The organism is Pseudomonas sp. R5-89-07 (genome assembly GCF_003851685.1).
Lineage (GTDB): Bacteria > Pseudomonadota > Gammaproteobacteria > Pseudomonadales > Pseudomonadaceae > Aquipseudomonas.
This window is the reverse complement of the sequence record NZ_CP027727.1, coordinates 4,433,279-4,454,533: the sequence shown is the minus strand read 5'-3', so window position 1 is coordinate 4,454,533 and position 21,255 is coordinate 4,433,279. Positions and strand designations below refer to the sequence as shown.

The 21,255-nt window shown below is 59.4% G+C and carries 21 protein-coding genes, 1 tRNA gene and 1 pseudogene; 10 read left to right on the top strand and 13 right to left on the bottom strand.

The annotated features are described in order from the left end of the window. Positions 1-2 precede the first annotated feature (2 nt). Positions 3-953, top strand: a complete 951-nt coding sequence (locus tag C4J94_RS20275) for an alpha-E domain-containing protein (protein WP_124387774.1) — start codon at positions 3-5, stop codon at positions 951-953. Further along, positions 950-1,753: a transglutaminase family protein gene (locus tag C4J94_RS20270; RefSeq protein ID WP_124387773.1), complete on the top strand. Its 804-nt coding sequence runs from the start codon at positions 950-952 to the stop codon at positions 1,751-1,753. The genes C4J94_RS20275 and C4J94_RS20270 overlap by 4 nt, the downstream gene beginning before the upstream one ends. Before the next feature lie 129 nt (positions 1,754-1,882). On the opposite strand, the gene C4J94_RS20265 is transcribed toward C4J94_RS20270, so the two are convergent. Further along, positions 1,883-2,692, bottom strand: coding sequence for a cytochrome c (locus C4J94_RS20265; protein WP_124387772.1), 810 nt, complete (start codon positions 2,690-2,692; stop codon positions 1,883-1,885). A 643-nt stretch (positions 2,693-3,335) separates the two neighbouring features. Here C4J94_RS20265 and C4J94_RS20260 point away from each other — a divergent pair. The 3 genes from C4J94_RS20260 (at position 3,336) to C4J94_RS20250 (ending at position 7,528) form a co-directional block, all read left to right on the top strand. Continuing rightward, positions 3,336-4,541: an acetyl-CoA C-acetyltransferase gene (locus tag C4J94_RS20260; RefSeq protein ID WP_124387771.1), complete on the top strand. Its 1,206-nt coding sequence runs from the start codon at positions 3,336-3,338 to the stop codon at positions 4,539-4,541. 17 nt (positions 4,542-4,558) lie between these two features. Further along, positions 4,559-6,706, top strand: coding sequence for a 3-hydroxyacyl-CoA dehydrogenase NAD-binding domain-containing protein (locus C4J94_RS20255; RefSeq protein ID WP_124387770.1), 2,148 nt, complete (start codon positions 4,559-4,561; stop codon positions 6,704-6,706). Positions 6,707-6,796: 90 nt separating this feature from the next. Then, on the top strand, positions 6,797-7,528 hold the full coding sequence (locus C4J94_RS20250; protein WP_124387769.1) for an amidotransferase: 732 nt from the start codon (positions 6,797-6,799) through the stop codon (positions 7,526-7,528). On the opposite strand, the gene C4J94_RS20245 is transcribed toward C4J94_RS20250, so the two are convergent. The 3 genes from C4J94_RS20245 to C4J94_RS20235 all read right to left on the bottom strand — a co-directional run bounded on the left by C4J94_RS20245 (position 7,506) and on the right by C4J94_RS20235 (position 10,263). After that, positions 7,506-8,477: a magnesium and cobalt transport protein CorA gene (locus C4J94_RS20245; RefSeq protein WP_057721881.1), complete on the bottom strand. Its 972-nt coding sequence runs from the start codon at positions 8,475-8,477 to the stop codon at positions 7,506-7,508. The two genes, C4J94_RS20250 and C4J94_RS20245, sit on opposite strands and share 23 nt — an antisense overlap. 136 nt (positions 8,478-8,613) lie before the next feature. Continuing rightward, a complete protein-coding gene (locus C4J94_RS20240; protein WP_124387768.1) occupies positions 8,614-9,354 on the bottom strand; it encodes a 1-acyl-sn-glycerol-3-phosphate acyltransferase in 741 nt (246 codons plus the stop codon). A gap of 216 nt (positions 9,355-9,570) precedes the next feature. After that, complete coding sequence (locus tag C4J94_RS20235) at positions 9,571-10,263, bottom strand: crotonase/enoyl-CoA hydratase family protein (protein WP_124387767.1); 693 nt, start codon at positions 10,261-10,263, stop codon at positions 9,571-9,573. Between the two features lie 320 nt (positions 10,264-10,583). On the opposite strand from C4J94_RS20235, the gene C4J94_RS20230 reads away from it, so the two are divergent. The 3 genes from C4J94_RS20230 to C4J94_RS20220 all read left to right on the top strand — a co-directional run bounded on the left by C4J94_RS20230 (position 10,584) and on the right by C4J94_RS20220 (position 12,295). Beyond that, a tRNA-Ser gene (locus C4J94_RS20230) sits at positions 10,584-10,673 on the top strand. A 207-nt stretch (positions 10,674-10,880) separates the two neighbouring features. Continuing rightward, positions 10,881-11,156: a metal/formaldehyde-sensitive transcriptional repressor gene (locus C4J94_RS20225; protein ID WP_124387766.1), complete on the top strand. Its 276-nt coding sequence runs from the start codon at positions 10,881-10,883 to the stop codon at positions 11,154-11,156. An 8-nt stretch (positions 11,157-11,164) separates the two neighbouring features. After that, a complete protein-coding gene (locus C4J94_RS20220; RefSeq protein ID WP_124387765.1) occupies positions 11,165-12,295 on the top strand; it encodes a nickel/cobalt efflux transporter in 1,131 nt (376 codons plus the stop codon). 26 nt (positions 12,296-12,321) lie between these two features. On the opposite strand, the gene chrA is transcribed toward C4J94_RS20220, so the two are convergent. The 6 genes and pseudogenes from chrA to C4J94_RS20190 all read right to left on the bottom strand — a co-directional run. Continuing rightward, complete coding sequence (gene chrA, locus C4J94_RS20215; RefSeq protein ID WP_124387764.1) at positions 12,322-13,668, bottom strand: chromate efflux transporter; 1,347 nt, start codon at positions 13,666-13,668, stop codon at positions 12,322-12,324. 62 nt (positions 13,669-13,730) lie between these two features. Then, positions 13,731-14,108, bottom strand: coding sequence for a cytochrome c (locus tag C4J94_RS20210; RefSeq protein WP_124387763.1), 378 nt, complete (start codon positions 14,106-14,108; stop codon positions 13,731-13,733). A 113-nt stretch (positions 14,109-14,221) separates the two neighbouring features. Beyond that, a complete protein-coding gene (locus C4J94_RS20205) occupies positions 14,222-14,800 on the bottom strand; it encodes a DUF4337 domain-containing protein (protein ID WP_124387762.1) in 579 nt (192 codons plus the stop codon). A gap of 54 nt (positions 14,801-14,854) precedes the next feature. Further along, the gene (locus tag C4J94_RS20200; RefSeq protein ID WP_124387761.1) at positions 14,855-15,220 is read right to left on the bottom strand and encodes a DUF2784 domain-containing protein; all 366 of its coding nucleotides are present in this window, start codon (positions 15,218-15,220) and stop codon (positions 14,855-14,857) included. 52 nt (positions 15,221-15,272) lie between these two features. Then, positions 15,273-15,629: a helix-turn-helix domain-containing protein gene (locus C4J94_RS20195; protein WP_124387760.1), complete on the bottom strand. Its 357-nt coding sequence runs from the start codon at positions 15,627-15,629 to the stop codon at positions 15,273-15,275. Further along, positions 15,583-15,834 (bottom strand): annotated as a pseudogene (locus C4J94_RS20190) (type II toxin-antitoxin system RelE/ParE family toxin); the annotation flags it as partial. The gene C4J94_RS20195 and the pseudogene C4J94_RS20190, both read right to left, overlap by 47 nt. A gap of 226 nt (positions 15,835-16,060) precedes the next feature. Here C4J94_RS20190 and C4J94_RS20185 point away from each other — a divergent pair. Further along, positions 16,061-16,747: an HAD-IA family hydrolase gene (locus C4J94_RS20185; RefSeq protein ID WP_124387759.1), complete on the top strand. Its 687-nt coding sequence runs from the start codon at positions 16,061-16,063 to the stop codon at positions 16,745-16,747. Between the two features lie 129 nt (positions 16,748-16,876). On the opposite strand, the gene C4J94_RS20180 is transcribed toward C4J94_RS20185, so the two are convergent. Further along, complete coding sequence (locus C4J94_RS20180; protein ID WP_124387758.1) at positions 16,877-17,623, bottom strand: 3-oxoacyl-ACP reductase family protein; 747 nt, start codon at positions 17,621-17,623, stop codon at positions 16,877-16,879. A gap of 106 nt (positions 17,624-17,729) precedes the next feature. Here C4J94_RS20180 and C4J94_RS20175 point away from each other — a divergent pair, with 106 nt between their 5' ends. Further along, positions 17,730-18,653, top strand: coding sequence for a LysR family transcriptional regulator (locus C4J94_RS20175; RefSeq protein WP_124387757.1), 924 nt, complete (start codon positions 17,730-17,732; stop codon positions 18,651-18,653). 56 nt (positions 18,654-18,709) lie between these two features. Here the strand turns inward: C4J94_RS20175 and C4J94_RS20170 are convergent, their stop codons facing one another. Continuing rightward, the gene (locus C4J94_RS20170) at positions 18,710-19,438 is read right to left on the bottom strand and encodes an aspartate/glutamate racemase family protein (RefSeq protein WP_124387756.1); all 729 of its coding nucleotides are present in this window, start codon (positions 19,436-19,438) and stop codon (positions 18,710-18,712) included. Positions 19,439-19,451: 13 nt separating this feature from the next. Beyond that, positions 19,452-20,981 carry an NCS1 family nucleobase:cation symporter-1 gene (locus tag C4J94_RS20165; protein WP_124387755.1) on the bottom strand — a complete coding sequence of 510 codons (1,530 nt, stop codon included), beginning with the start codon at positions 20,979-20,981 and terminating at the stop codon, positions 19,452-19,454. Positions 20,982-21,255: the final 274 nt, after the last annotated feature.

Here is a 21,255-nt window from a genome sequence, read left to right as displayed (position 1 = left end):
TTATGTTGAGTAGAACTGCCTCGGATTTGTACTGGATGTCGCGCTACCTGGAGCGCGCGGAAAACCTCGCGCGCATGCTCGATGTGAGCTACTCGCTGTCGCTGATGCCCCAGGACGGGCGCGGCGATGGCCTGCACGAATTGGCCATGCCGCTGTTGATCACCGGCACCCTGGAGGACTACCACGAGCGTCACGGTGAGTTGCATGCCGAACGTCTGCTGCACTTTTTTGCCCTGGACGCAGCCAACCCGGCCAGCATCTACAGTTGCCTGGGCTCTGCGCGGGCCAGCGCCCATGCGGTACGTGGGCGAATTACCGCCGACATGTGGGAAAACATCAACGCCACCTGGCTGGATATTCGCGATATCGCCCAACAGGGCTTGAGCCGCTACGGCATGAGCCGGTTTTGCGAATGGGTCAAGGAGCGCTCGCACCTGTTTCGCGGCGCCACCTACGGCACCATCATGCGCAACGACGCCTTTCGCTTTATCCGCCTGGGCACCTTTATCGAACGCGCCGACAACACGCTGCGCCTGCTGGATGCGCGTTACGAAATGGCCGGCCACCAGGCAGCCACGGTCAGTGATGGCACCGCCCACGCCTACTACCAATGGAGTGCGTTGCTGCGGGCGTTGTCGTCGTTCGAGGCCTACACCGAGATTTATCGCGACGCTCCGGGCGCCCGGCAAGTCGCCGAACTGTTGCTATTGCGCGCGGATGTCCCGCGCTCGCTACGGGCTTGCAGCGAAGAGATCGACCAGATCCTCGCCAGCCTGCCCGGCCTCAACGGTCGCCCGGCCCAGCGCCTGGCCGCCGAGATGGACGCGCGCCTGCGCTTCACCGCCATCGATGAAATCCTCGAGGAAGGCCTGCACGCCTGGCTGACCGACTTTATCCCCTTGGTCCGCCAGTTGGGCGACGCCATCTACAGTTCCTACCTGGAGGCGGCATGAGACTCTCCATCAGCCACGAAACCACCTACCGCTACGAAGACCCAGTGCGCGCCAGCATCCAATACCTGCGCCTGACGCCCCATGACAGCGAGCGCCAGCATGTGCTGAGCTGGCAGCTCGATCTGCCGCGCCCGGTGCGTGCGCAAGTGGACCCCTTCGGCAACATCCTGCACGTGCTGACCCTGGACGAACCGCACGACGCCATCATCATCGGCGCCCGTGGCCAGGTGGATATCGACGAGTTGCGTGAGGCTGAGCATGAGAGCCAGTCGGCCTTTCCGTTCCTGCGCTGCACGCGCCTGACCGAGCCCGACGAAGCCCTGCGCGGTTTTGCCCAGCAACACTGTCATCAGCGTCGCGACCGCACGGCGTTGATCGACCTGATGCATGCGCTGAACGAGTCGATGATCTACACGCCGGGCGCCACGCAGGTCGACACCTGCGCTGCCGAAGCCTTCGCTGGCCGCGCGGGCGTATGTCAGGACCATACCCATGCGTTCCTGGCCTGCGCGCGCAGCCTGGGGATACCGGCGCGATACGTATCAGGGTATTTGTACACCGAAGACAGCACGCACCTGGCCAGCCATGCCTGGGCCGAAGCCTGGCTGGATGACGCCTGGTACAGTTTTGATGTGACCAACCAACTGGCCCGACCAGAGCGGCACTTGAAACTCGCGGTGGGCCTGGACTACCTGGATGCCTGCCCGGTGCGCGGCATGCGCCGAGGGGGCGGGCATGAGCAGATGCATGCCAAGGTGTTCGTGGCGCCGACGCCAGTGATTTCCGTGCAGCAGCAATAATCCGAAACTGAGCGCATTCAAATGTGGGAGGGAGCTTGCCCCCGATAGCAGTGGGTCAGCCAGTAATTTGTAGCTGACACAACGCTATCGGGGGCAAGCCCCCTCCCACATTTTTGAACTGCGCCACGTTCACGGTTGTGGTTGCTTGCGCCCCGCCATGTGCTTCAAATACCCCACCAGCAGCTCCAGCTCATTGTCCGGCAGCAAACTGGCCGCGAACGCCGGCATCTTCGCCTGCGGCCAATGCCTCAGGCTTTGCGGGTCACGGATATAGCGCTTGAGGAAGTCACCGCCAAAATATTCGGTGGGGTTGTAGGGGATATTCAGGTCCGGCCCGAACTGCGCATCGCCTGCACCATTGAGGCGATGGCAGGCCAGGCAATTTTTCTGGAACAACGCAAAGCCCTGGTTGACCGGATCGTTTGCCGCCAACTGCGGGTCGGGCAGCAGCGCGGGAAAACGCTCGGCCACCGTCTGCTGCTGCTTGATACCGGAAATCTGGAAGGGCCATTGTTCCGGGCTGATATGCCCGACTTGTGGGTCGGTCCATACCAGATAGAACGGCCCTGCACTGGGTTTGCCATCTCCCAGCGGCGGCCATGGATGGGCCGGATCTTCCACCGCCAGCCAGGCGCGAGCGCCGTTTTTTTCCAGTAACGGCGCAGCACTGAGTTCGGCGGCGAAACCATCAAGGGCGACCGCTTGCAGATGGCTCGCAGGTTTCAGGCCAGGTAGGAGAACCGCCAAGGGCACCGCGCGATAGGTCATGTTGCGCTTGTAGGAAACGTCATCGACGATGTGCACCGTCTGCGCGTCCGGGTGTTTGAGCAGGTCTGCGGTCTCCCAGGTCTTGCTGGCGTGGTCCAGTTCGATGGTCAATTGCGCCGCCGAGGCGGGGAGGGCAAGCAGCAGGGCAAACAAGGCGAGGATCGGTTTCAAGGGCAGGCCGTTTCCAGTTGACGGGGCGTTACCATAGCGCAGATTTGCAGGCAAAAAGGCAGCCCCTGCAGCAGGACCGCTATACGCAATGCCCCGGCAGGTGCTGCCAAAAACTGCAGTCCCGATGCGGTGTGTGCACAGGAGAGGTGAATCGCGTCGTCACCCAATAACCTTGGTTAAATTGGGCAAGATCAGAATCAGTGTGGTGGCGAACAGAATAAGTCCCGCCTGACGTACTTTCGAATGTTTGAACATGGCTGACTGCCTTTTGTTGTTATTCCTGAGCGTCAATGCGCACCGGTTAATCCAGTATCGCGATCTGACGTGACACTTTTCCTACAGCTGCTCCAGCAAAACCCGGCAGCAACTTCTTACTGATTCAACCTTAGAGCCCTCGTTCTTCGCCGCATAGATCCATTTCATATCAGCTAAGTACCTTTTAAGCTTAAAAGGGCATGAGGCGTAGTGCCATCTTGGCGCCAACCCCAAGGCTAGACAGCTAAAACGATTAACCCAGGGTTTCCCATAGCTACCTACCGTTCGTCTGAGCGAGGGGGTCAAAAGCAATGAGCGCATCCGTCATTGAAACCGTGTCAATCGGGCCTAAGGTAGGGGCATACACTCATTGTGGTCCGAGGACATCATGACTCAAGCGTTGATCTTTGATGCGATACGCACGCCCCGAGGCAAGGGCAAGGCCGACGGCGCCCTGTACAGCGTCAAGCCGGTGAACCTGGTCGCCGGTTTACTCACGGCGCTGGCGCAACGCAACGACCTCGACACCCGCCAGGTGGATGACATCGTCCTCGGTTGCGTCACCCCGGTGGGCGACCAGGGCGCCGATATCGCCAAGACCGCCGCGCTGGTAGCAGACTGGGATACCAGTGTTGCCGGCGTGCAAATCAACCGCTTCTGCGCCTCGGGCCTCGAGGCCGTCAACCTCGGGGCGATGAAAGTGCGCTCCGGCTTCGAAGACCTGGTCGTCGTCGGCGGCGTTGAATCCATGTCCCGTGTGCCAATGGGCAGCGACGGTGGGGCCTGGGTACTCGACCCGCAAACCAACCTGCACAGCCACTTCACGCCTCAGGGCATTGGTGCTGACCTGATCGCTACCCTGGAAGGCTTCACGCGCCAGGACGTGGATACCTTTGCCCTACAGTCCCAGCAGAAAGCTGCCAGGGCACGCGCAGACGGTTCCTTCAACAAGTCGTTGATCGCGGTGCAGGACCAGAACGGCATTGTGCTGCTGGACCATGACGAATTTATCCGTGGCGAGTCCGCCCTCGAAGGCCTTGGCAAGCTCAAGCCGAGTTTCGAAATGATCGGGCAGATGGGTTTCGATGCCACCGCGTTGCGGGTCTACAGCCAGGTGGAACGCATCCAGCATGTGCACACACCGGGCAACAGTTCCGGCATTGTCGACGGCGCAGCCCTGATGCTGATTGGCTCCGAGGCCAAAGGGCGCGAACTTGGCCTGCAACCGCGAGCACGCATCGTCGCCACGGCCGTGACCAGCACCGATCCCACCATCATGCTCACCGGCCCTGCACCCGCCACCCGCAAGGCCTTGGCCAAGGCCGGCCTGCGCGTCGAGGACATCGACCTGTTCGAGGTCAATGAAGCCTTCGCTTCGGTGGTCCTCAAATTCATCAAGGACATGGGCATCGACGCTGCCCGAGTCAATGTCAATGGCGGCTCGATCGCCATGGGCCACCCGCTGGGCGCCACCGGCTGCGCAATCCTCGGCACCTTGCTCGATGAGCTGGAAGTGCGTCAGCAGCGCTACGGCCTGGCCACCCTGTGTGTGGGCGGTGGCATGGGCATCGCCACCATCATCGAACGTCTCTGAGCCTCAAGGAAACTGTCATGACTGACGCCATTCGTTACGAAAAAGGCCAGGACCAGATCGTGGTGCTGACCCTGGACATGCCCGGCCAGAGCGCCAACACCATGAACGCCGCGTACCGTGAGGCCATGGCGGCCACAATCGCGCGTCTGGAGGCGGAAAAGCACAGCTTGGCCGGGGTGATCATCACGTCGGCAAAGAAGACGTTTTTTGCCGGAGGTGACCTCAATGAGTTGATCCAGGTCGACAAAGCCCACGCCAAGGATTTCTACGACGGTGTAGGCGTGCTCAAAGCCCAGCTGCGCCGTTTGGAATCCCTTGGCAAGCCGGTGGTGGCCGCGATCAATGGTGCGGCCCTGGGCGGAGGCTGGGAGATTTGCCTGGCCTGTCATCACCGGGTCGCGCTGGACGATAAGTCCGTGCAACTCGGTTTGCCGGAAGTCACCCTGGGCCTGTTGCCGGGCGGTGGCGGTGTGGTGCGCATGGTGCGCCTGCTGGGCCTGGAAAAAGCCCTGCCGTACCTGCTCGAAGGCAACAAACTACGGCCGGCGCAGGCACTGCAGGCGGGCTTGATCGATGAAGTGGCGGCAGATCGCGATGAGCTGCTGGCCAAGTCGCGCGCCTGGATTCTCGACCATCCGCAGGCCACGCAGCCGTGGGACACCAAGGGCTACCAGATACCCGGCGGCACGCCGTCGAACCCCAAAGTTGCGCAGATGCTCGCCATTGCGCCGTCGATCCTGCGCAGCAAGACCCAGGGCTGTTTCCCGGCGCCGGAGAAAATCCTTTGCGCTGCCGTGGAAGGCGCCCAAGTGGATTTCGATACCGCGCACCTGATCGAAACCCGCTATTTCACCGAACTGGTCACCGGGCAGGTGGCAAAAAACATGATCGGCACGTTCTGGTTTCAGCTCAATGAAATCAATGCCGGCCGTTCGCGCCCACAGGGCTTCGCACCGTATGTGACGCGCAAGGTCGGCATACTCGGCGCCGGCATGATGGGCGCGGGCATCGCCTATGTCAGTGCCTGTGCGGGTATCGATGTGGTGCTCAAGGACATCAACCTGGCAGCTGCCGAGAAAGGCAAGGCGCATTCGGCCGCGTTGCTGGATAAGAAAGTCGGCCGTGGCCAATTGACTGCCGAGCAGCGCGAAACCACATTGGCGCGCATTCTTCCCACACAGGATGACGCCGACCTGGCCGGCTGTGACTTGGTGATCGAAGCGGTATTTGAAGACCGCGAACTCAAGGCCCGCGTTTCGGCCGCTGCGCAACGCGTGGTCGGGGCTCACGCGGTGATTGCTTCCAACACCTCGACCTTACCCATCAGCGGTTTGGCAGCCGCAGTGCCCGACCCAGGCACATTCATCGGCCTGCATTTCTTCAGCCCGGTGGACAAGATGCCCCTGGTGGAAATCATCAAGGGCGCTCATACCCGCGACGAAACCCTGGCTCGGGGTTTCGACTTCGTACTGCAAATCAAGAAAACCCCGATTGTGGTCAACGACAGCCGCGGCTTTTTCACCTCGCGAGTGTTCGGTACCTTCACCAACGAAGGCATCGCCATGCTCGGCGAAGGCGTGGCGGCTCCGATGGTCGAGACCGAAGCGCGCAAGGCCGGTATGCCGGTAGGGCCACTGGCAGTGTCGGATGAAGTATCCCTGAGCCTGATGAGTCATATCCGCCAGCAAACCACCAAGGACCTGCAAGCCGAAGGCAAGGTAGCGCCGACTCATCCGGCAACGGTGGTGATCGATCTGTTGGTCAACGAATACAAACGCACGGGCAAAGCCGCAGGGGGTGGTTTTTACGACTATCCAACAGGTGGCCAGAAACATCTGTGGCCAGAACTCAAGGCGCGGTTCGAACAGCCGGGCCAACAGATTTCGCCCCAGGACGTGCGCGACCGCTTGCTGTTTATCCAGGCTATCGAAACCGTGCGTTGCTTAGAGGAGGGCGTGTTGATGTCCACAGCCGACGCCAATATCGGTTCGATCTTCGGCATTGGCTTTGCCGCCTGGAGCGGCGGCGCTTTGCAGTTTATCAACCAGTACGGCCTGAACGACTTCATCGCCCGGTCACGCTATCTGGCCGACGCCTATGGCGAGCGGTTTGCACCGCCGACGCTGTTGCTGGAGAAAGCCGCACAGGGTGAAACGTTCGGCTGATCAGAATAGGGGAGGGGCTTGCTTTGAACAGGTGTTTCAAGGCACGCTCTGGGGTGTTCAATATTCCCATCGCCGTGTCAGGTATTTTTTATGTCGCTACGCGTCTGCATCCTGGAAACCGATATTCTGCGTCCAGGCCTGATCGATCAGTACCAAGGTTACGGGCAGATGTTCAAGCGCCTGTTCGCCCAGCAGCCGATTGCCGCCGAGTTCGTTGTTTACAACGTGGTGCAGGGTGAATACCCACCGGATGACGAAGTATTCGACGCGTACCTGATCACCGGCAGCAAGGCTGACTCGTTCGGCACCGATCCCTGGATCCAGACCCTCAAGACCTACGTGCTCCAACGCTATGAGCGCGGCGACAAGTTATTGGGCATCTGCTTCGGCCACCAGTTGCTGGCGTTGCTGCTTGGCGGCAAGACCGAACGCGCCAGCCAGGGCTGGGGCATGGGCATTCACGATTACACGCTCGATGCCAAGGCACCCTGGATGAGCCCGGAAGTGCCGGAACTGACGCTATTGATCAGCCATCAGGACCAGGTCACCAGTTTGCCGGAAAATGCCACGGTCATTGCCTCGAGTGAGTTTTGCCCGATTGCGGCGTACCACATCGGTGACCAGGTGTTGTGCTTCCAGGGCCACCCGGAATTTGTCCATGACTATTCCCGCGAATTGCTCGAGATTCTTCAGACAACCCTGGGCGAAAAGGTTTACACCCACGGCGTGGCCAGCCTTGAGCGCGACCACCACGGTGCGACCGTGGCGGAATGGATAATGCGCTTTGTGGCGCACAAGCCTAAAGCCATCCCGAACGCTTGAAGCTCGCCCACAGGCTGGTGCAGCCCACCGCAATAAACCCGAGCACTGCAAAATAGCCGTAGTGCCATTGCAGCTCGGGCATGTTCTGGAAATTCATCCCATAAATTCCCGCGACCGCCGTGGGGAACGCGAGGATCGCCGCCCAGGCGGCGAACTTGCGCTGTACCACGCTCTGACGGGAGGCCTCCAGCAACACACCAATCTCGATGGTCTGGCTGGCGATATCGCGCAGGGTCGTCAGGTCTTCCATCTGCCGCGTGACGTGGATCTGCACGTCACGGAAATACGGGCGCATGTTCTTGTCGATAAACGGGAAGCTCAGCTTCTGCAATTCCTGGCTGATCTCCACCATCGGCGCCACATAGCGCTTGAGCCGCAGCACGTCGCGGCGCAGGCCGTGAAGGTTCTGAATATCGCGCTCGCTCAGTGAACTGCACAGCACGTTGCGCTCCAGCTCATCGATCTCGGCGTGGATCGCCTCGCTGACCGGCTGGTAGTTTTCGGTGACGAAATCCAGCAGGGCATAGAGTACGAAATCTTCCCCATGCTCCAGCAACAACGGACGCGCCTCACAGCGTTGGCGCACAAAACCGTAGGACGCCGAATGTCCGTTACGTGCGGTGATGATGTAGCCATTGCCGGCGAAGATATGGGTTTCGATAAACTCCAGCTTGCCGTTCTCGCGCACCGGTGAATAGGTCACGATAAACAGCGCGTCGCCGAAGGTTTCCAGCTTCGGGCGGCTGTGCTTTTCCATGGCGTCTTCGATCGCCAGTTCGTGCAGGTTGAACTGGCGTTGCAGGTTGTTCAGCTCTTGAGCGCTGGGTTCTTCCAGGCCGATCCACACAAAGTGGCCGGGTTTGGCAGCCCAGGCCGCGCCTTCATCGAGGGTGATATCAGTGACTTTCTTTCCGGCGCTGTAGACGGCGGCCGCAACGACTCTACCCATGGTGCTGATCACTTCTTATCAATAGGACAGATGTTGGGCAGCTTAGCCTGAATGGCGTTCCGTTGTGATGAAGGTGGTGGCGGGCTTCTTTTGATGGAGACTATGCTTGCTTGCGCTGGGGCGCGTAGCCCCCAAATCACACAGCCGCAGGTGCCCAAGCGTTTTTCAGCTCGCGATCCATCTGCGCAATGCATTCGTCCATCTGTGCCTGACAGGCTTGCATCAAGGCCGGAACGTCGTCCGCAGTCATCCCCGCAGTAGGAATCGGCGCCAACGAGCGTATGAGCACATCCCCACTGTTCCAGCGATTAAGACGCATATGGACGACGTAGTTACTGACACACACCTGCACGATCGGCACACCGGCTGTAATCGCCATATGGAACGCACCCTTTTTGAACGGCAACAAACCTTTGCCCAGGTTGCGCGTGCCTTCGGGAAATACCCAGATGGACGTGTCTGCATGCTGCAAGGTGCGGGTGGTGGTGAGCATGGCACGGCGCGCCTTGTGCGCATTGCCGCGGTCGATCAATACATTGCCGGCCAGCCAGAACAACTGGCCGAACAACGGCACCCATTTCAGGCTTTTCTTGGCGACGCATACAGTGCGGTAGGGCACTACGGTGCCGAGCACAAACAGATCATAGTTGGACTGGTGGTTGGCAACCACCACGCAGGGCCCGGGCTTGTTACGCAGGGAGTCGACATCGGTTTGCACGTTCAGGCGCAGGATCCACATCGCCGGCAGTGCATACAGGCGGGCACACAGGCGGCTGTTGTCCGGATTGAACGGCCGGCAGATCCCCACCAGTACGCCCATTACACCAGCGACTATAAAATGCAGGCCCATCAACAACATACGTAACAGAAAAAGCATCGACACAAGCCCACCGGGACAAAAGGTGGCGCAGTGTACGGATGTGCACTGTATTCGGCAATTGCCCCTGCGGAGGTAGGAGATAGGCGAAGTTTAAGCGCATGTTTCAACATGTGCTGATACAGGCTGTCTAGAGCGGCGCAGGCAGTTTCGGCTTGGACTGTAAGAAAAAGCCCGACTCCAGGTCGGGCTCCAGCACGGCAGATGTGGGGGGAGTTACATCAGGTTATGGCCCTGGTCCTGGATAATTGCATCGTCCAAGGCCTCCAGCAGCGCCTTGCGCACCTTCAACTTGGTTTGCTTGTGCGCGTTCATGTTGATCTTTTTCAATTGCCGCGCCGCTTCCAGCGCTGCCGCGTGCAGTTCTTCCGGCGCCACTACCTTATCGAGGAAGCCTGCTTGCAGAGCGCCTTGGGGGTCAAACATCTCGGCATTGATCACCGACCGATGAAACGCCGACTTGCGCAGACGATCCCGCGCCAACTCGATACCGGCGTGGTGCATGGTCATACCAATCGCCACTTCATTCAGGCCGATGCTGAACGGGCCTTCCACACCGATCCGATAATCCGCCGACAACAGCAGGAACGCACCCTTGGCCACCGCATGCCCAGGGCACGCCACGATCACCGGGAACGGATGCGACAACAGGCGGCGCGCCAGCGTCGAGCCCGACGTCACCAGGCCGATGGCCTCTTTTGGACCGGCCGTCATCACCTTCAAATCATAGCCACCCGACAGAATCCCCGGCGTGCCCGTGATGACCACCACAGCCCGATCCTTCTCCGCCTGATCCAGCGCCGCATTAAATGCACTGACCACGGCAGGAGAAATGGCATTGACCTTGCCATTGCTCAGGGTCAGGGTCGCGATACCGTCTTCGAGGTGGTAGGCAATCAACTCACTCATGACGCGGTTCCTTGTAGGACTTGTTATAGAAGAATGCAGCAGACGTTACCCACCACGCTCGCGCGGGTAAAGCGCCGTGACTGACTGCCCAGTCAGGCTTTGGCAGCATACCCGGCAGCAGAACGCCTGCGGCAGGGCACAATAGCCAGCGTAGACCATGCCGATCCATGCCCGAGATTGGCACAATCACCATCGCGCACAGGCCCGGTTCCAACATACCCGTCTAACCGCATGAAAATTCTGAAAAAAACCTTTGCCATCAGAAAGGCTTTCGACTACATTAGCGCGCCTCGACAGACTGAACTGGTTTGACGAGATACGGTGAAGTGTCCGAGTGGCTTAAGGAGCACGCCTGGAAAGTGTGTATACAAGAAATTGTATCGAGAGTTCGAATCTCTCCTTCACCGCCACATTCGAAACGACAAGACCCCTGAAAACGTTAAAGTTTTCAGGGGTTTTGTGTTTTTAGGATGGCAGAAAAGGCCGATATGGGAACGTCTATGGGAACACTTGGCCGTGTACGAAGAGCCGAGCCAGTCGAGATGAACACACCTACCCCTTGCTAATACCCCCAACTCAAGTGATCATCCGCATCCTATAGGTAGGGGGGGTATAGTATGTCTCACACACATGCACAAAAAGACAACCTGTTGAAACGCGTACGGCGCATTGCCGGACAGGTACAGGCCATCGAGCGAGCGCTGGAGTCAGACGCCGATTGTGCGAAAACCTTGCACGTCGCAGCCGCCACGCGCGGGGCGATGAATGGTTTGATGGATGAAATCATCGAAGCGCACGCTCACGCTCATGTCGCCGACCCTGCGTTGAGCGATGAAGAGCGGGCCAAGGGCGTTGATGAGTTGCTTGAAGCCATCCGCCGTTATTCGAAGTAGGTCTTTTTATGCCAAATTTTGCAGACTTGCTTCAGCAAGGCGGGGCTCACGCTTGGCTTTATTTTCCCAGCGCAATAGTGCTGGGTGCATTGCACGGGCTGGAGCCCGGCCATTCAAAAACCATGATGGCGGCTTTTATCGTTGCCATTCGGGGCTCGGTAAAACAGGCAGTGTTGCTGGGCCTGGCGGCTACGCTGTCGCACACCGCCGTTGTATGGCTGGTGGCCATCGGCGGTATGTACCTGGGCAAAGGCTTGGACGCTCAAACCACTGAGCCGTATTTCCAGTTGGCATCCGCTGCGCTGATTATCGCCATTGCGCTGTGGATGCTATGGCGGACTTGGCGCGGCGAGCAGGTGTTCAAGTTCGAGCAAGACCATGCGCACCACCACGACGGACATGGCCATCATGACGAGGTTCACCGAGTGGATACCGGCCATGGTCGGGTCGAACTGTCGATCTTCGAGGAGGGCACCGCGCCGCGCTGGCGTCTGAAAACACTCACCGGCCATGCCTGGTCTGCCTCGGATGTTCGCCTGACCACAACCCGACCAGACGGCAGCCTGCAAGCGTTTTCCTTCATTGAGCGCGAAGGCTTTGTGGAGTCGTCGTTCGCTATCCCGGAGCCCCATGAATTCAGGGCTCGCTTGAGCCTTGGGCATGCAGGCCATTCTCATGATTACGATCTGCAGTACACGGAGCATGATCACGGGCACGCGCATGCCGAACTGGCAGGGCTGGAATTAGCGAGTGATGGCTATCAGGATGCCCATGAGCGCGCCCATGCTGATGATATCCGTAAGCGCTTTACCAGCCGGGAAGTCACTACGGGGCAGATCGTCATGTTTGGCCTGACGGGCGGCCTGATTCCATGCCCCGCTGCCATTACGGTGCTGCTGCTTTGCCTTCAGGTTAAAGAGGTGGCATTGGGTGGCATGCTTGTCCTGTGTTTCAGCATTGGCTTGGCGATCACGCTGGTCACCGTAGGGGCTGCGGCGGCTATTGGTGCCAGGCAGGCGTCCAATCGTTGGCCTTGGCTGGGCACGGTTGCTCGTCGTGCGCCTTATTTTTCCAGTGTGCTGATTATCGGCGTTGGCCTCTATGTCGGCATTCATGGCTGGATCGGGTTGGGCGCATAAGGTTCACGCCCCATCCACCCCGTGCTTTACCGCAGCAGATGCACGGCCAGGCCGACGAGTGCGCAGCCCATCAGTACCTGGATGACGCCTCGTTTGAAGCGAAACAAGGCCACCGCCGCCGCCATGGCGATCAGTGCAGAGGGCCAGTCCAGGTTGCCGCTCAAACCCTGCGGCCAAAGCACGTGATAGCCGAAGAAGCACGCCAGATTGAGGATCACGCCAACCACCGCCGCGGTAATGGCGGTGAGTGGTGCGGTGAACTTGAGTTGGTTGTGGGTCGACTCCACCAGTGGGCCGCCCGCGAGGATGAACAGGAATGAAGGCAGAAAAGTGAACCAGGTCACCAGGCAGGCAGCGACGGCCCCCGCCAGAAACATTTGATCTGCACCGAACACCTGCGAGACATAAGCCCCGACAAAGCCGACAAAGGCCACCACCATGATCAGCGGCCCTGGTGTGGTTTCCCCTAGCGCCAGCCCGTCGATCATCTGCGTCGGCGTTAGCCAGCCATAATGGCCCACCGCGCCCTGGTAAACATACGGGAGCACAGCGTAGGCCCCACCAAAGGTCAGTAGGGCGGCCTTGGTGAAGAACCAGCTCATTTGGGTCAATGTGCCTTCCCAGCCAAAAAGAGCGGTCAGTACTCCCATCGGCAACGCCCATAGCGCGGCGCCAATCAGCGCAAGCAGTGCCAGTTTCAACCAGCTGAAACGGGCATGCTCCGGCGGCGGGGTATCGTCATCGATCAAGGCCGGGCCGAAGGTTTTTTCGGCGGCGCGATGGCCACCTGCTCTGAATTTCTCGGGCGCCAGACGACCACCGGCATAACCGATCAGCGCAGCGCAGAGCACGATCAACGGGAATGGAACATTAAACGCAAAGATTGCAACGAATGACGCCGCCGCTATCGCCCATAACGCGTTGTTCTTCAAGGCCCGCGAGCCGATTCGGTGGGCGGCCTGCACCACGATGGCAGTTACGGCCGGCTTGATGCCATAGAACAGCCCCGCCACCACAGGCACGTCGCCAAAGGCGATATACATCCATGACAACGCGATCAGGATGAACAATGACGGCAATATGAAGAGTACCCCGGCAATGACCCCACCCCAGGTACGATGCATCAGCCAGCCAATGTAGGTTGCCAACTGTTGGGCTTCTGGCCCCGGTAGCAGCATGCAGTAGTTCAGGGCATGCAGGAATCTGCGCTCGGATATCCAGCGCCGCCGCTCTACCAGCTCCTGGTGCATGATCGAGATCTGCCCGGCTGGGCCGCCGAAGCTGATGAAGCCGAGCTTCAACCAGAACCCGAATGCCTCGCGCAAACTGATCGCTTGCGGCCTCGACAGGTCTTCTCTCACTACCTTGTCCATTGGGTTGTTCCTCTTTCACAAAACCCGGCGAGCAATATTTGAATGTGACGCTCATCTTCAACTCATCGACTTTTCGCGATGACGTCACCCATATATTGATTCAAGTCGCGAAAATCCTTAACGCTCCAGGCGTGTGGCGCTAGCTTCACGCCATTTTCTCGCAAGGTGTTCGGGATCAAATCTCCATTTGGCCGCAGGATTACCGACGACACGATGACGCCCGGATAATCATGCAACCGCTTCTTGAACGCGGAAGTCGTGAGATCAGGTGTAGGAGGGCTGCTTTTATGGGCCAATGGCCCTGTGCCTCGGATATCGGCTCCGTGGCACATGGCGCATCGCTGTAAATACAGGTTTTTCCCGTTGGCATTGTCTGCCATGGACAGAGGGATTTGCGTCAGCGATAAACCCATCAGCGATACGACGAACGATATCTTCATTTTTATAGAGTCTTTTTGAACGGATCAAATGGGGCAAACGCCAGCGAGCCGCGTCACTCTAATCGCTCAGTTGGCAGGTTGAAATCACTTTGATGGTGTTCACGATCCAGTGTCTAGAGATGCAGCCAAGCCAGGTTGCCGAGCACCACCGCCACGCCGCCGGCGGTGTATGACAGGCGCTTGAGCCATTCTTTGCGCGTCAGCAAGGTGATCGCCGCCAGCGAAATCGCGATCTGAATCGCTGTCATGGCCTGTGCCCAGCGATGGTGCTGATGCAGCGCTTGCTCGGATTTGTGGTCCCATTCCCGCGAACTGGCTTCAAGCGTCTCTGCCTGTTTGCGCACCTCTTCCTTCTGGCTTTTATAGCGCTGGATTTCGTCGTTGTAGTGGGCGGCATCCACGCCAGGGATATGCGTGGCCAGTTCCGCCAGGTTCTGGCGGCTGGATTTGGCCTGGTAGTAATTCCATTGGTTGGCGGCTTCGGTCTTGATGATGGCAGCGTTGTTTTTGTCCATCGCCGCCTCGCTTTCGCTGGAGCCGGCCTGGTAGCTGAGCATGGCGCCAACGGTGGCCATGATGGCGGTCATCACCGCGATGCGGCTGGCGAAGCTGTCGCCACGGCCGTGGGCATGTTCGGTGGTGTGTTCAAGGTGTTTTTCGTGAGGGCTGGGAACTTCGAAGGCTTCGGACATGGCGGCGTCTACGAGGGAGCAGAGGGACCCTGATTCTTCACCAGTGTGGCTGTCTCAAGCCTGTCGATAACGTCGGATCAGTCGCGCATACACCGCGATATTGATCAGCAGCACCAACGCGCCCAAGCCCAGTTGGATCTGCGGCGTGAGCCCGGCCGGGTAGATCAGCGTAAGGATGTAATGCTCGATGAAGCCTGCGCCATAACCGTCCTGCCCGGCCATGTGGCGCAACAGGTTTTCCCAGCGAGTGAGCGGGCAGGGCAGGTGAAATACTTCCACGGCAACGCCCCAGGCGGCAGCGGGCAGGTGCAGCCAGATGAGTGATCGCCACTTGAGGGCCAGCAGTCCGCCGAACAGCACGAACAGAATGAAGCCCAGATGGAACAGCACCAGGCTGTCGGCGGCTATACGAAAGAGCATGCTTGGGTTCGCTTTGAGAGGGGCGCGAAGGTGCCGATTGACCGGGAGGAGGTCATAGCTCAAGTTGACAGGCGTTTATACCAAATGCCTTGGCAATCTTTTCCCGCGTGGTCCGACGCGGCTTGTTTACCGCTTCTTGCTGGGCGAATGCAGGTTGTGAAATGCCCAGTCGCTGGGCGACTTCTTCCTGGGTGAGGTTCAGGTGTTCGCGCCAGGCCCGTATAGGCGTTGCTCCATCCACCAAGCGGCTGACGACTGCATGGGGAATCAGATTTGGGTCGTTTTGCTGGGCCACGTAATGTTCATAGGGAATCACTACGAAGGCTGGCTTGCCCTCGGTATTGTGGATGATCTGTACGGCAATAGGTTCGCTCGTCACGTTTCTTGACCTCTTGGATGCTGACCACATGGATGTCCCCGTCCCAGTCGAACACGACTCGGTACTGACCTACCCGAAGCCGATAGCCGTGGGGCCAATTAACCAGCCTCTTGACATTAACTGTATCGGGCATGCGCTCAAGCGCCGACACCGCATCGCGTATCTGTTGCTGATGATAGGTATGCAGCCGAAGCAGCTGTTTGACGGATTTACGCGTCCAGTGGATCGAATTTATTTGAGGTTAATAAGTCTTTTATAAGGTTTGCAAGGTGTATTTTCAGGCTCTGGTCAAAGGCTGATCGCTGTCTCGCACAAACCCTAGACGGGCGCCGCGCACGCAGGTCGACAAAACTGTTGCCTGGTATGAATACCCAATTCGGGATTTACGAAGGTTGCTTGCAAGCAACCAGGGCCGTTATTGTGCTGAATCCTTTTAGTCCTTCCCCCAGGGTTCTGTTGTGATGAATGCACCGCATACCGCTGTCCAAATCAAGGCCGTTATTTTCGATATGGACGGGTTATTGCTGGATACCGAAGGCATCTACACCGAAGTCACGCAAATCATCGCCGAACGCTACGGCCGCACCTATGACTGGGGCATCAAGCAGCACATCATCGGGCGCGGCGCCCAGGACCTGGCAGACTATGTGGTCAAGGCGCTGGACTTGCCGATTACGCCGGCAGAGTTTCTAGAGATTCGCGAACCGCTGATGAGCGAGCGCTTTCCCAAAGCGCTGGGCATGCCTGGCGCCGAGGCGTTGGTGCGGCATTTGAAGGCGCACAACATTCCGATTGCCGTGGGCACCAGTTCGTCGCGCAACTCGTTCGGCCACAAGACCACTTTGCACCGCGAGTGGTTTGGCCTGTTCGACACCATCGTGACCGCCGACGATCCGGAAGTCGGCGCCGCCAAGCCCGCGCCGGATATCTTCCTCACCGCCGCGCGTCGCCTGGGCGTGGCCCCCGAGGATTGCCTGGTCTTCGAGGACTCGCCGTTCGGCGTGACGGCGGCGAAAGCGGCGCACATGACCGCTGTTGCCGTGCCCGATGAAGCCATGGCCGACAGCAAGTATCAGCATGCCGACCTGATCATCCGCAAACTCGCGGAGTTTGATCTGGCTGAGTATGGCCTGCCGCCCATGCCTTGATTCAACGCCGAAAAAATGTGGGAGGGGGCTTGCCCCCGATGCGGGTGGGTCAGTCACAGATAAATGACTGATACACCGCTATCGGGGGCAAGCCCCCTCCCACATGGGTTGTGCAGTGTTGCCAAAACCTCAGGCGCTGAAGCCACCGTCGATGGTCAAGCTGGCGCCAGTGATGTACCCGGCTTCCGGCCCGGCGAGATACGCCACGAAGCTGGCGATTTCCTCCACGTGCCCATACCGCCCCACCGCCATCAGCCCCATCAGACTCTCGGCAAAATCACTGTCTGCCGGGTTCATGTCAGTATCCACCGGGCCTGGCTGTACGTTATTGATGGTGATTCCCCGTGGCCCCAGGTCCCGTGCCAGGCCTTTGGTCAAACCGACCAGCGCCGCCTTGCTCATCGCATACGGCCCACCGCCGCCAAACGGCATGCGTTCGGCGTTGGTGCTGCCGATGTTGATCACCCGGCCACCTTCGCCCATGTGCCTGGCGGCTTCCTGGGTGGCGATAAAGACACTGCGCACGTTGATTGCCAGGGTCTGGTCGAAGTCTTCCAGCGTGAACGCTTCCAGCGGCGCGATGGCCAGCAAGCCCGCGTTGTTCACCAGAATATCCAGGCGGCCGAAGGTGTCGACCGTTACGTTGACCGCGTTGCGAATCGCCGTGGCATCGGCACTGTCGGCATGAATCGCCAGGGCTTTGCCGCCTTCGCTGATCACGCTGTTCTGTAAAGCCTCAGCCTTGGCGGCCGAGCTGACGTAGGTAAAGGCAACGGCGGCGCCTTGTGCGGCGAGGCGCTTGACGATGGCAGCGCCGATGCCGCGGGAACCGCCTTGAACCAAGGCGACTTTGCCAGTGAGGGTAGGTGTGGTCATGTCGATCTCCAAGTAGTTGATGGAGTGAGTATCGACCTCGCTCGTCGGCACCGGTAGAGCGTGATTGCTATAGTCTGTGTAAACCATAAGTTTAGAGTGGGGCGGTATGGAGAGCTTTGGCAGTATCGAATGCTTTGTGCGCAGCGCCGAGGGCGGTAGCTTCGCCGAGGCAGCGCGACACCTTAGCCTGACGCCCGCAGCGGTCGGCAAAAGCGTGGCCAAGCTGGAAGTGCGCCTGGGCGTCAGGCTGTTTCAGCGCAGTACCCGACGCCTGACCCTGACCGAAGCCGGCAAGCTGTTCCTTGATGAGGTCAGTGGTAGCCTGACCACGATTCAAAACGCCGTGGCCAACCTGGCCAGCGCCGAAGGGCGGCCGGTGGGCACGCTGAAGGTCAGCATGGGCACCGTGTTCGGCAATCGGTACGTGGTGCCGCTGTTGGGTGAGTTCATGCAGCGCTTCCCGGCTATCAGCCCGGACTGGCATTTCGATAACCGCCAGGTCGACTTGATCGGCCAGGGCTTTGACGCCGCCATTGGCGGTGGATTTGAACTGCCCCAAGGCGTGGTGGCGCGCAAGTTGACGCCGGCGCACCGGGTGCTGGTGGCTTCGCCGGCTTACCTGGCGCAAAGCCCAGCGGTGCGTGCGCCCGAGGATTTGTCGCGTTGCCAAGGCATCCTGATTCGTTCACCGCAAACCGGGCGGGTGCGTTCATGGCAACTGACCCATCGCGAGCGCGAGCACAGCCCACTGGTGCTCAAGGCCGCGATGACCATGAGCGATTCCGAAGCCGCCTGCTGCGCCAGCGCCCAGGGCCTGGGCATTGCGCTGGTCAGCATGCCGATGGCCGTGCCGTTCCTCGACAGCGGCGCGGTGGTGCGGGTGTTGCCGGACTGGTATGTGGACGACGGCAATATCTCTATCTATTACGCCGAGCACAAACTATTACCTGGCAAGACGCGGGCGTTTGTGGATTTCGTGATCGAGCAGTTTGTCGAGCAGCGGTTGGCTCAACGATTCAGCGCGATCTAACTGGCTTGAAGTGAGCAAAATGTGGGAGGGGGCAAGCCCCCTCCCACATTTCATTTTCAGTGCCCGAACTTGCCGGGCCAACCCAGCACTTTCTTTGGCCTTGGCGTGGCATAGGTCCTGATCTTCGACGTGGACAACCCCAACCGCACCAGCGATTCAGCGATCGTCACCGCCGCCGTCACCCCATCCACCACCGGCACCCCGGTGCGCTGGCGGATCTGCTCATCCAGTCCGGCCATGCCGCCGCAGCCCAGGCAGATCACTTCTGCCTTGTCCTCACTGATCGCCAGTTCCGCCTGGCGCACGATGGCCTCCATCGCAGCCAGCGGGTCTTCCTCGAGTTCCAGCACCGCCATGCCACTGGCGCGCACCGAGGCGCAGCGCTGGTACAGGCCGGCCAGCTTCAGCCGGTCTTCGATCAGTGGCACCGTGCGGTCCAGCGTGGTCACCACCGAATAGGCGTGACCCAAAAACATCGCCGTGCTGGCTGCGGCTTCGGTGATATCCACCACCGGCACGTTGAGCAATTCCTGCAGGCCTTCGCGACCATGCTCACCGTAACCGGCCTGGATCACCGCATCAAATGGCTGGTCATAGGTCATCACGCGATCCATTACCGCGATGGCCGCCAGGTAGCTTTCAAAGTTGCCCTCCACCGACTCGGCGCCAAAGTAGGGGGTAAGCCCGACAATCTCGGTACCCGGCGAGGCCACGCTGCGCGCCTGCTGGGCGATGGTTTCGGTGATGGATTCGGTGGTGTTGACGTTGACCACGAGGATGCGCATGAAATGTCCTTGTTTAATGACTGACGTTGTCGACTGCAATACTTTCGCCGCTGACATCGGCGTAGAACGGCTGGCGCTTGGCGATCAGCAGGTACAGCAACCCTGCAATACCGGCGCCAAACAGCCAGGAGAACGGCGAAACGCTGGCGAACCCGGGCAGCAGTGCCAGCAGGATGGCGATCACCGCTGCCGGCACGAACGCCGCCACAGCGCGCAGGTTCACGCCCCGGCTGTAGTAATAAACCCCGAGTGCGTCTTCGCTATACAGCTGCGGCACATCCACCTGGCTTTTGCGGATCAGCCAGTAGTCGACCATGATCACGCCGTAGAGTGGCCCCAGCAGTGCGCCCAGGCCGGACAGGAAATACACGATCACCAGCGGGCTGTTGTAGAGGTTCCACGGCAGGATCAGCACCGCCACGGTGGCGCTGATCAACCCGGCACGACGGAAATTCAAGTACTTGGGCGCCAGGTTGCTCAGTACAAAAGCCGGCGCGACGAAGTTGGCCATGATGTTCACCGCCACCGTGACGATCAGGAAGGCCAGGCAGCCGAGCACGAGAAAAAAGGTATTGGGAATGGCGGCGATGATTTCGGTCGGGCTTTCGATCACCCGACCATTGAGCTGGAACTGCCCGCCGCACAGCAGCACGGTGATGGCGGCGAACACCAGGATATTCACCGGCAGGCCCCAGAAATTACCCACCAGAATCGTCTTGCGGCAGGGCGAGGAGCGCGCGAAATCGCAAAAGTTGAGGATCAGCGTGCCGTAGATCGCCAGCCACAACGCGCCACCGGCAAAGATATTGCGCCACATCTCGCCGCCGCTCAGCGGCTCGCGGATCGACCAGGCAATGTTGCCTCCTGCCTGGAAGTACATCCAGCCGGCCAGCGAAGCCACGGTGAGTAAAATCACCGGTCCGGCGAAGCCTTCATAGCGACGGACCATTTCCATGCCATAGGCCAGGATCACCAGTTGCACCAGCCAAATCGCCACGAAACACGCCCAGCCTAACGAAGACAGGCCTAGGATCGCGTTGTGGTCATAGTCGGCAAACCCCGGATGAATCGCCGTCAGCAACACGCGGAAAACCACCGATGCCAGGTAGGTCTGGATACCGAACCAGGCAATTGCAATCACGGCGCGGATCAACGCCGGAATCTGTGCACCATGAATACCGAAGCTGATACGGCTGATCACCGGAAACGGCACGCCCGTCTTCTGGCCCATATAGCCCGACAGGTTCATGAAAAAGTACACCAGTGCCGCACCGATCCCCAGGGACAGCAAGATCTGCCAACCGCCCAGGCCCAATGCATACAGGCCGATGGCGAATGAATAGTTGGCGATGTTATGCACGTCGTTGGTCCACAGCGCGAAGATGCTGTAGCGCCCCCAGCGACGACCTTCGACCTTGGTCGGCGCGAGATCCTTGTTGTGCAGGCGTGGGCTGAGCACCAGCGGGCCGGGGCTTGCCGCCTGGGGATTCAGGGCGGAGGAGGGTAGATCCAGTGCGACGTCATTCGAGAGGCTTGTACGCATTCCGGCAGGCTCCAGCGCATCCGCAGCAAGTCGGCAGATGGCAAAGTGTATGTAGGTTTTGTATTTATTGTATACAAAGCGCATTTCACCTTAAGCCACATGCGTGCCAGCTTTCGAACTATCAGAACGCTGGTTAATTTCGTTTTTATCGCTGATTGAAATAACTGGCTGAATTGAAAGCGATATAAATTGACCGTTCGAACAGCTATTTATTTTCGAGAGGAAGGGCGCTGACTTAGGAGGGCGAAGACCGAAAGGAATAAAGTGTTACGTT

Coding starts and splice junctions, on each gene's coding strand:
- C4J94_RS20275 (WP_124387774.1), top strand. CDS start 3: ATGTTGAGTAGAACTGCCTCGGATTTGTACTGGATGTCGCGCTACCTG.
- C4J94_RS20270 (WP_124387773.1), top strand. CDS start 950: ATGAGACTCTCCATCAGCCACGAAACCACCTACCGCTACGAAGACCCA.
- C4J94_RS20260 (WP_124387771.1), top strand. CDS start 3,336: ATGACTCAAGCGTTGATCTTTGATGCGATACGCACGCCCCGAGGCAAG.
- C4J94_RS20255 (WP_124387770.1), top strand. CDS start 4,559: ATGACTGACGCCATTCGTTACGAAAAAGGCCAGGACCAGATCGTGGTG.
- C4J94_RS20250 (WP_124387769.1), top strand. CDS start 6,797: ATGTCGCTACGCGTCTGCATCCTGGAAACCGATATTCTGCGTCCAGGC.
- C4J94_RS20245 (WP_057721881.1), bottom strand. CDS start 8,477: ATGGGTAGAGTCGTTGCGGCCGCCGTCTACAGCGCCGGAAAGAAAGTC.
- C4J94_RS20240 (WP_124387768.1), bottom strand. CDS start 9,354: ATGCTTTTTCTGTTACGTATGTTGTTGATGGGCCTGCATTTTATAGTC.
- C4J94_RS20235 (WP_124387767.1), bottom strand. CDS start 10,263: ATGAGTGAGTTGATTGCCTACCACCTCGAAGACGGTATCGCGACCCTG.
- C4J94_RS20225 (WP_124387766.1), top strand. CDS start 10,881: ATGTCTCACACACATGCACAAAAAGACAACCTGTTGAAACGCGTACGG.
- C4J94_RS20220 (WP_124387765.1), top strand. CDS start 11,165: ATGCCAAATTTTGCAGACTTGCTTCAGCAAGGCGGGGCTCACGCTTGG.
- chrA (WP_124387764.1), bottom strand. CDS start 13,668: ATGGACAAGGTAGTGAGAGAAGACCTGTCGAGGCCGCAAGCGATCAGT.
- C4J94_RS20210 (WP_124387763.1), bottom strand. CDS start 14,108: ATGAAGATATCGTTCGTCGTATCGCTGATGGGTTTATCGCTGACGCAA.
- C4J94_RS20205 (WP_124387762.1), bottom strand. CDS start 14,800: ATGTCCGAAGCCTTCGAAGTTCCCAGCCCTCACGAAAAACACCTTGAA.
- C4J94_RS20200 (WP_124387761.1), bottom strand. CDS start 15,220: ATGCTCTTTCGTATAGCCGCCGACAGCCTGGTGCTGTTCCATCTGGGC.
- C4J94_RS20195 (WP_124387760.1), bottom strand. CDS start 15,629: ATGTGGTCAGCATCCAAGAGGTCAAGAAACGTGACGAGCGAACCTATT.
- C4J94_RS20185 (WP_124387759.1), top strand. CDS start 16,061: ATGAATGCACCGCATACCGCTGTCCAAATCAAGGCCGTTATTTTCGAT.
- C4J94_RS20180 (WP_124387758.1), bottom strand. CDS start 17,623: ATGACCACACCTACCCTCACTGGCAAAGTCGCCTTGGTTCAAGGCGGT.
- C4J94_RS20175 (WP_124387757.1), top strand. CDS start 17,730: ATGGAGAGCTTTGGCAGTATCGAATGCTTTGTGCGCAGCGCCGAGGGC.
- C4J94_RS20170 (WP_124387756.1), bottom strand. CDS start 19,438: ATGCGCATCCTCGTGGTCAACGTCAACACCACCGAATCCATCACCGAA.
- C4J94_RS20165 (WP_124387755.1), bottom strand. CDS start 20,981: ATGCGTACAAGCCTCTCGAATGACGTCGCACTGGATCTACCCTCCTCC.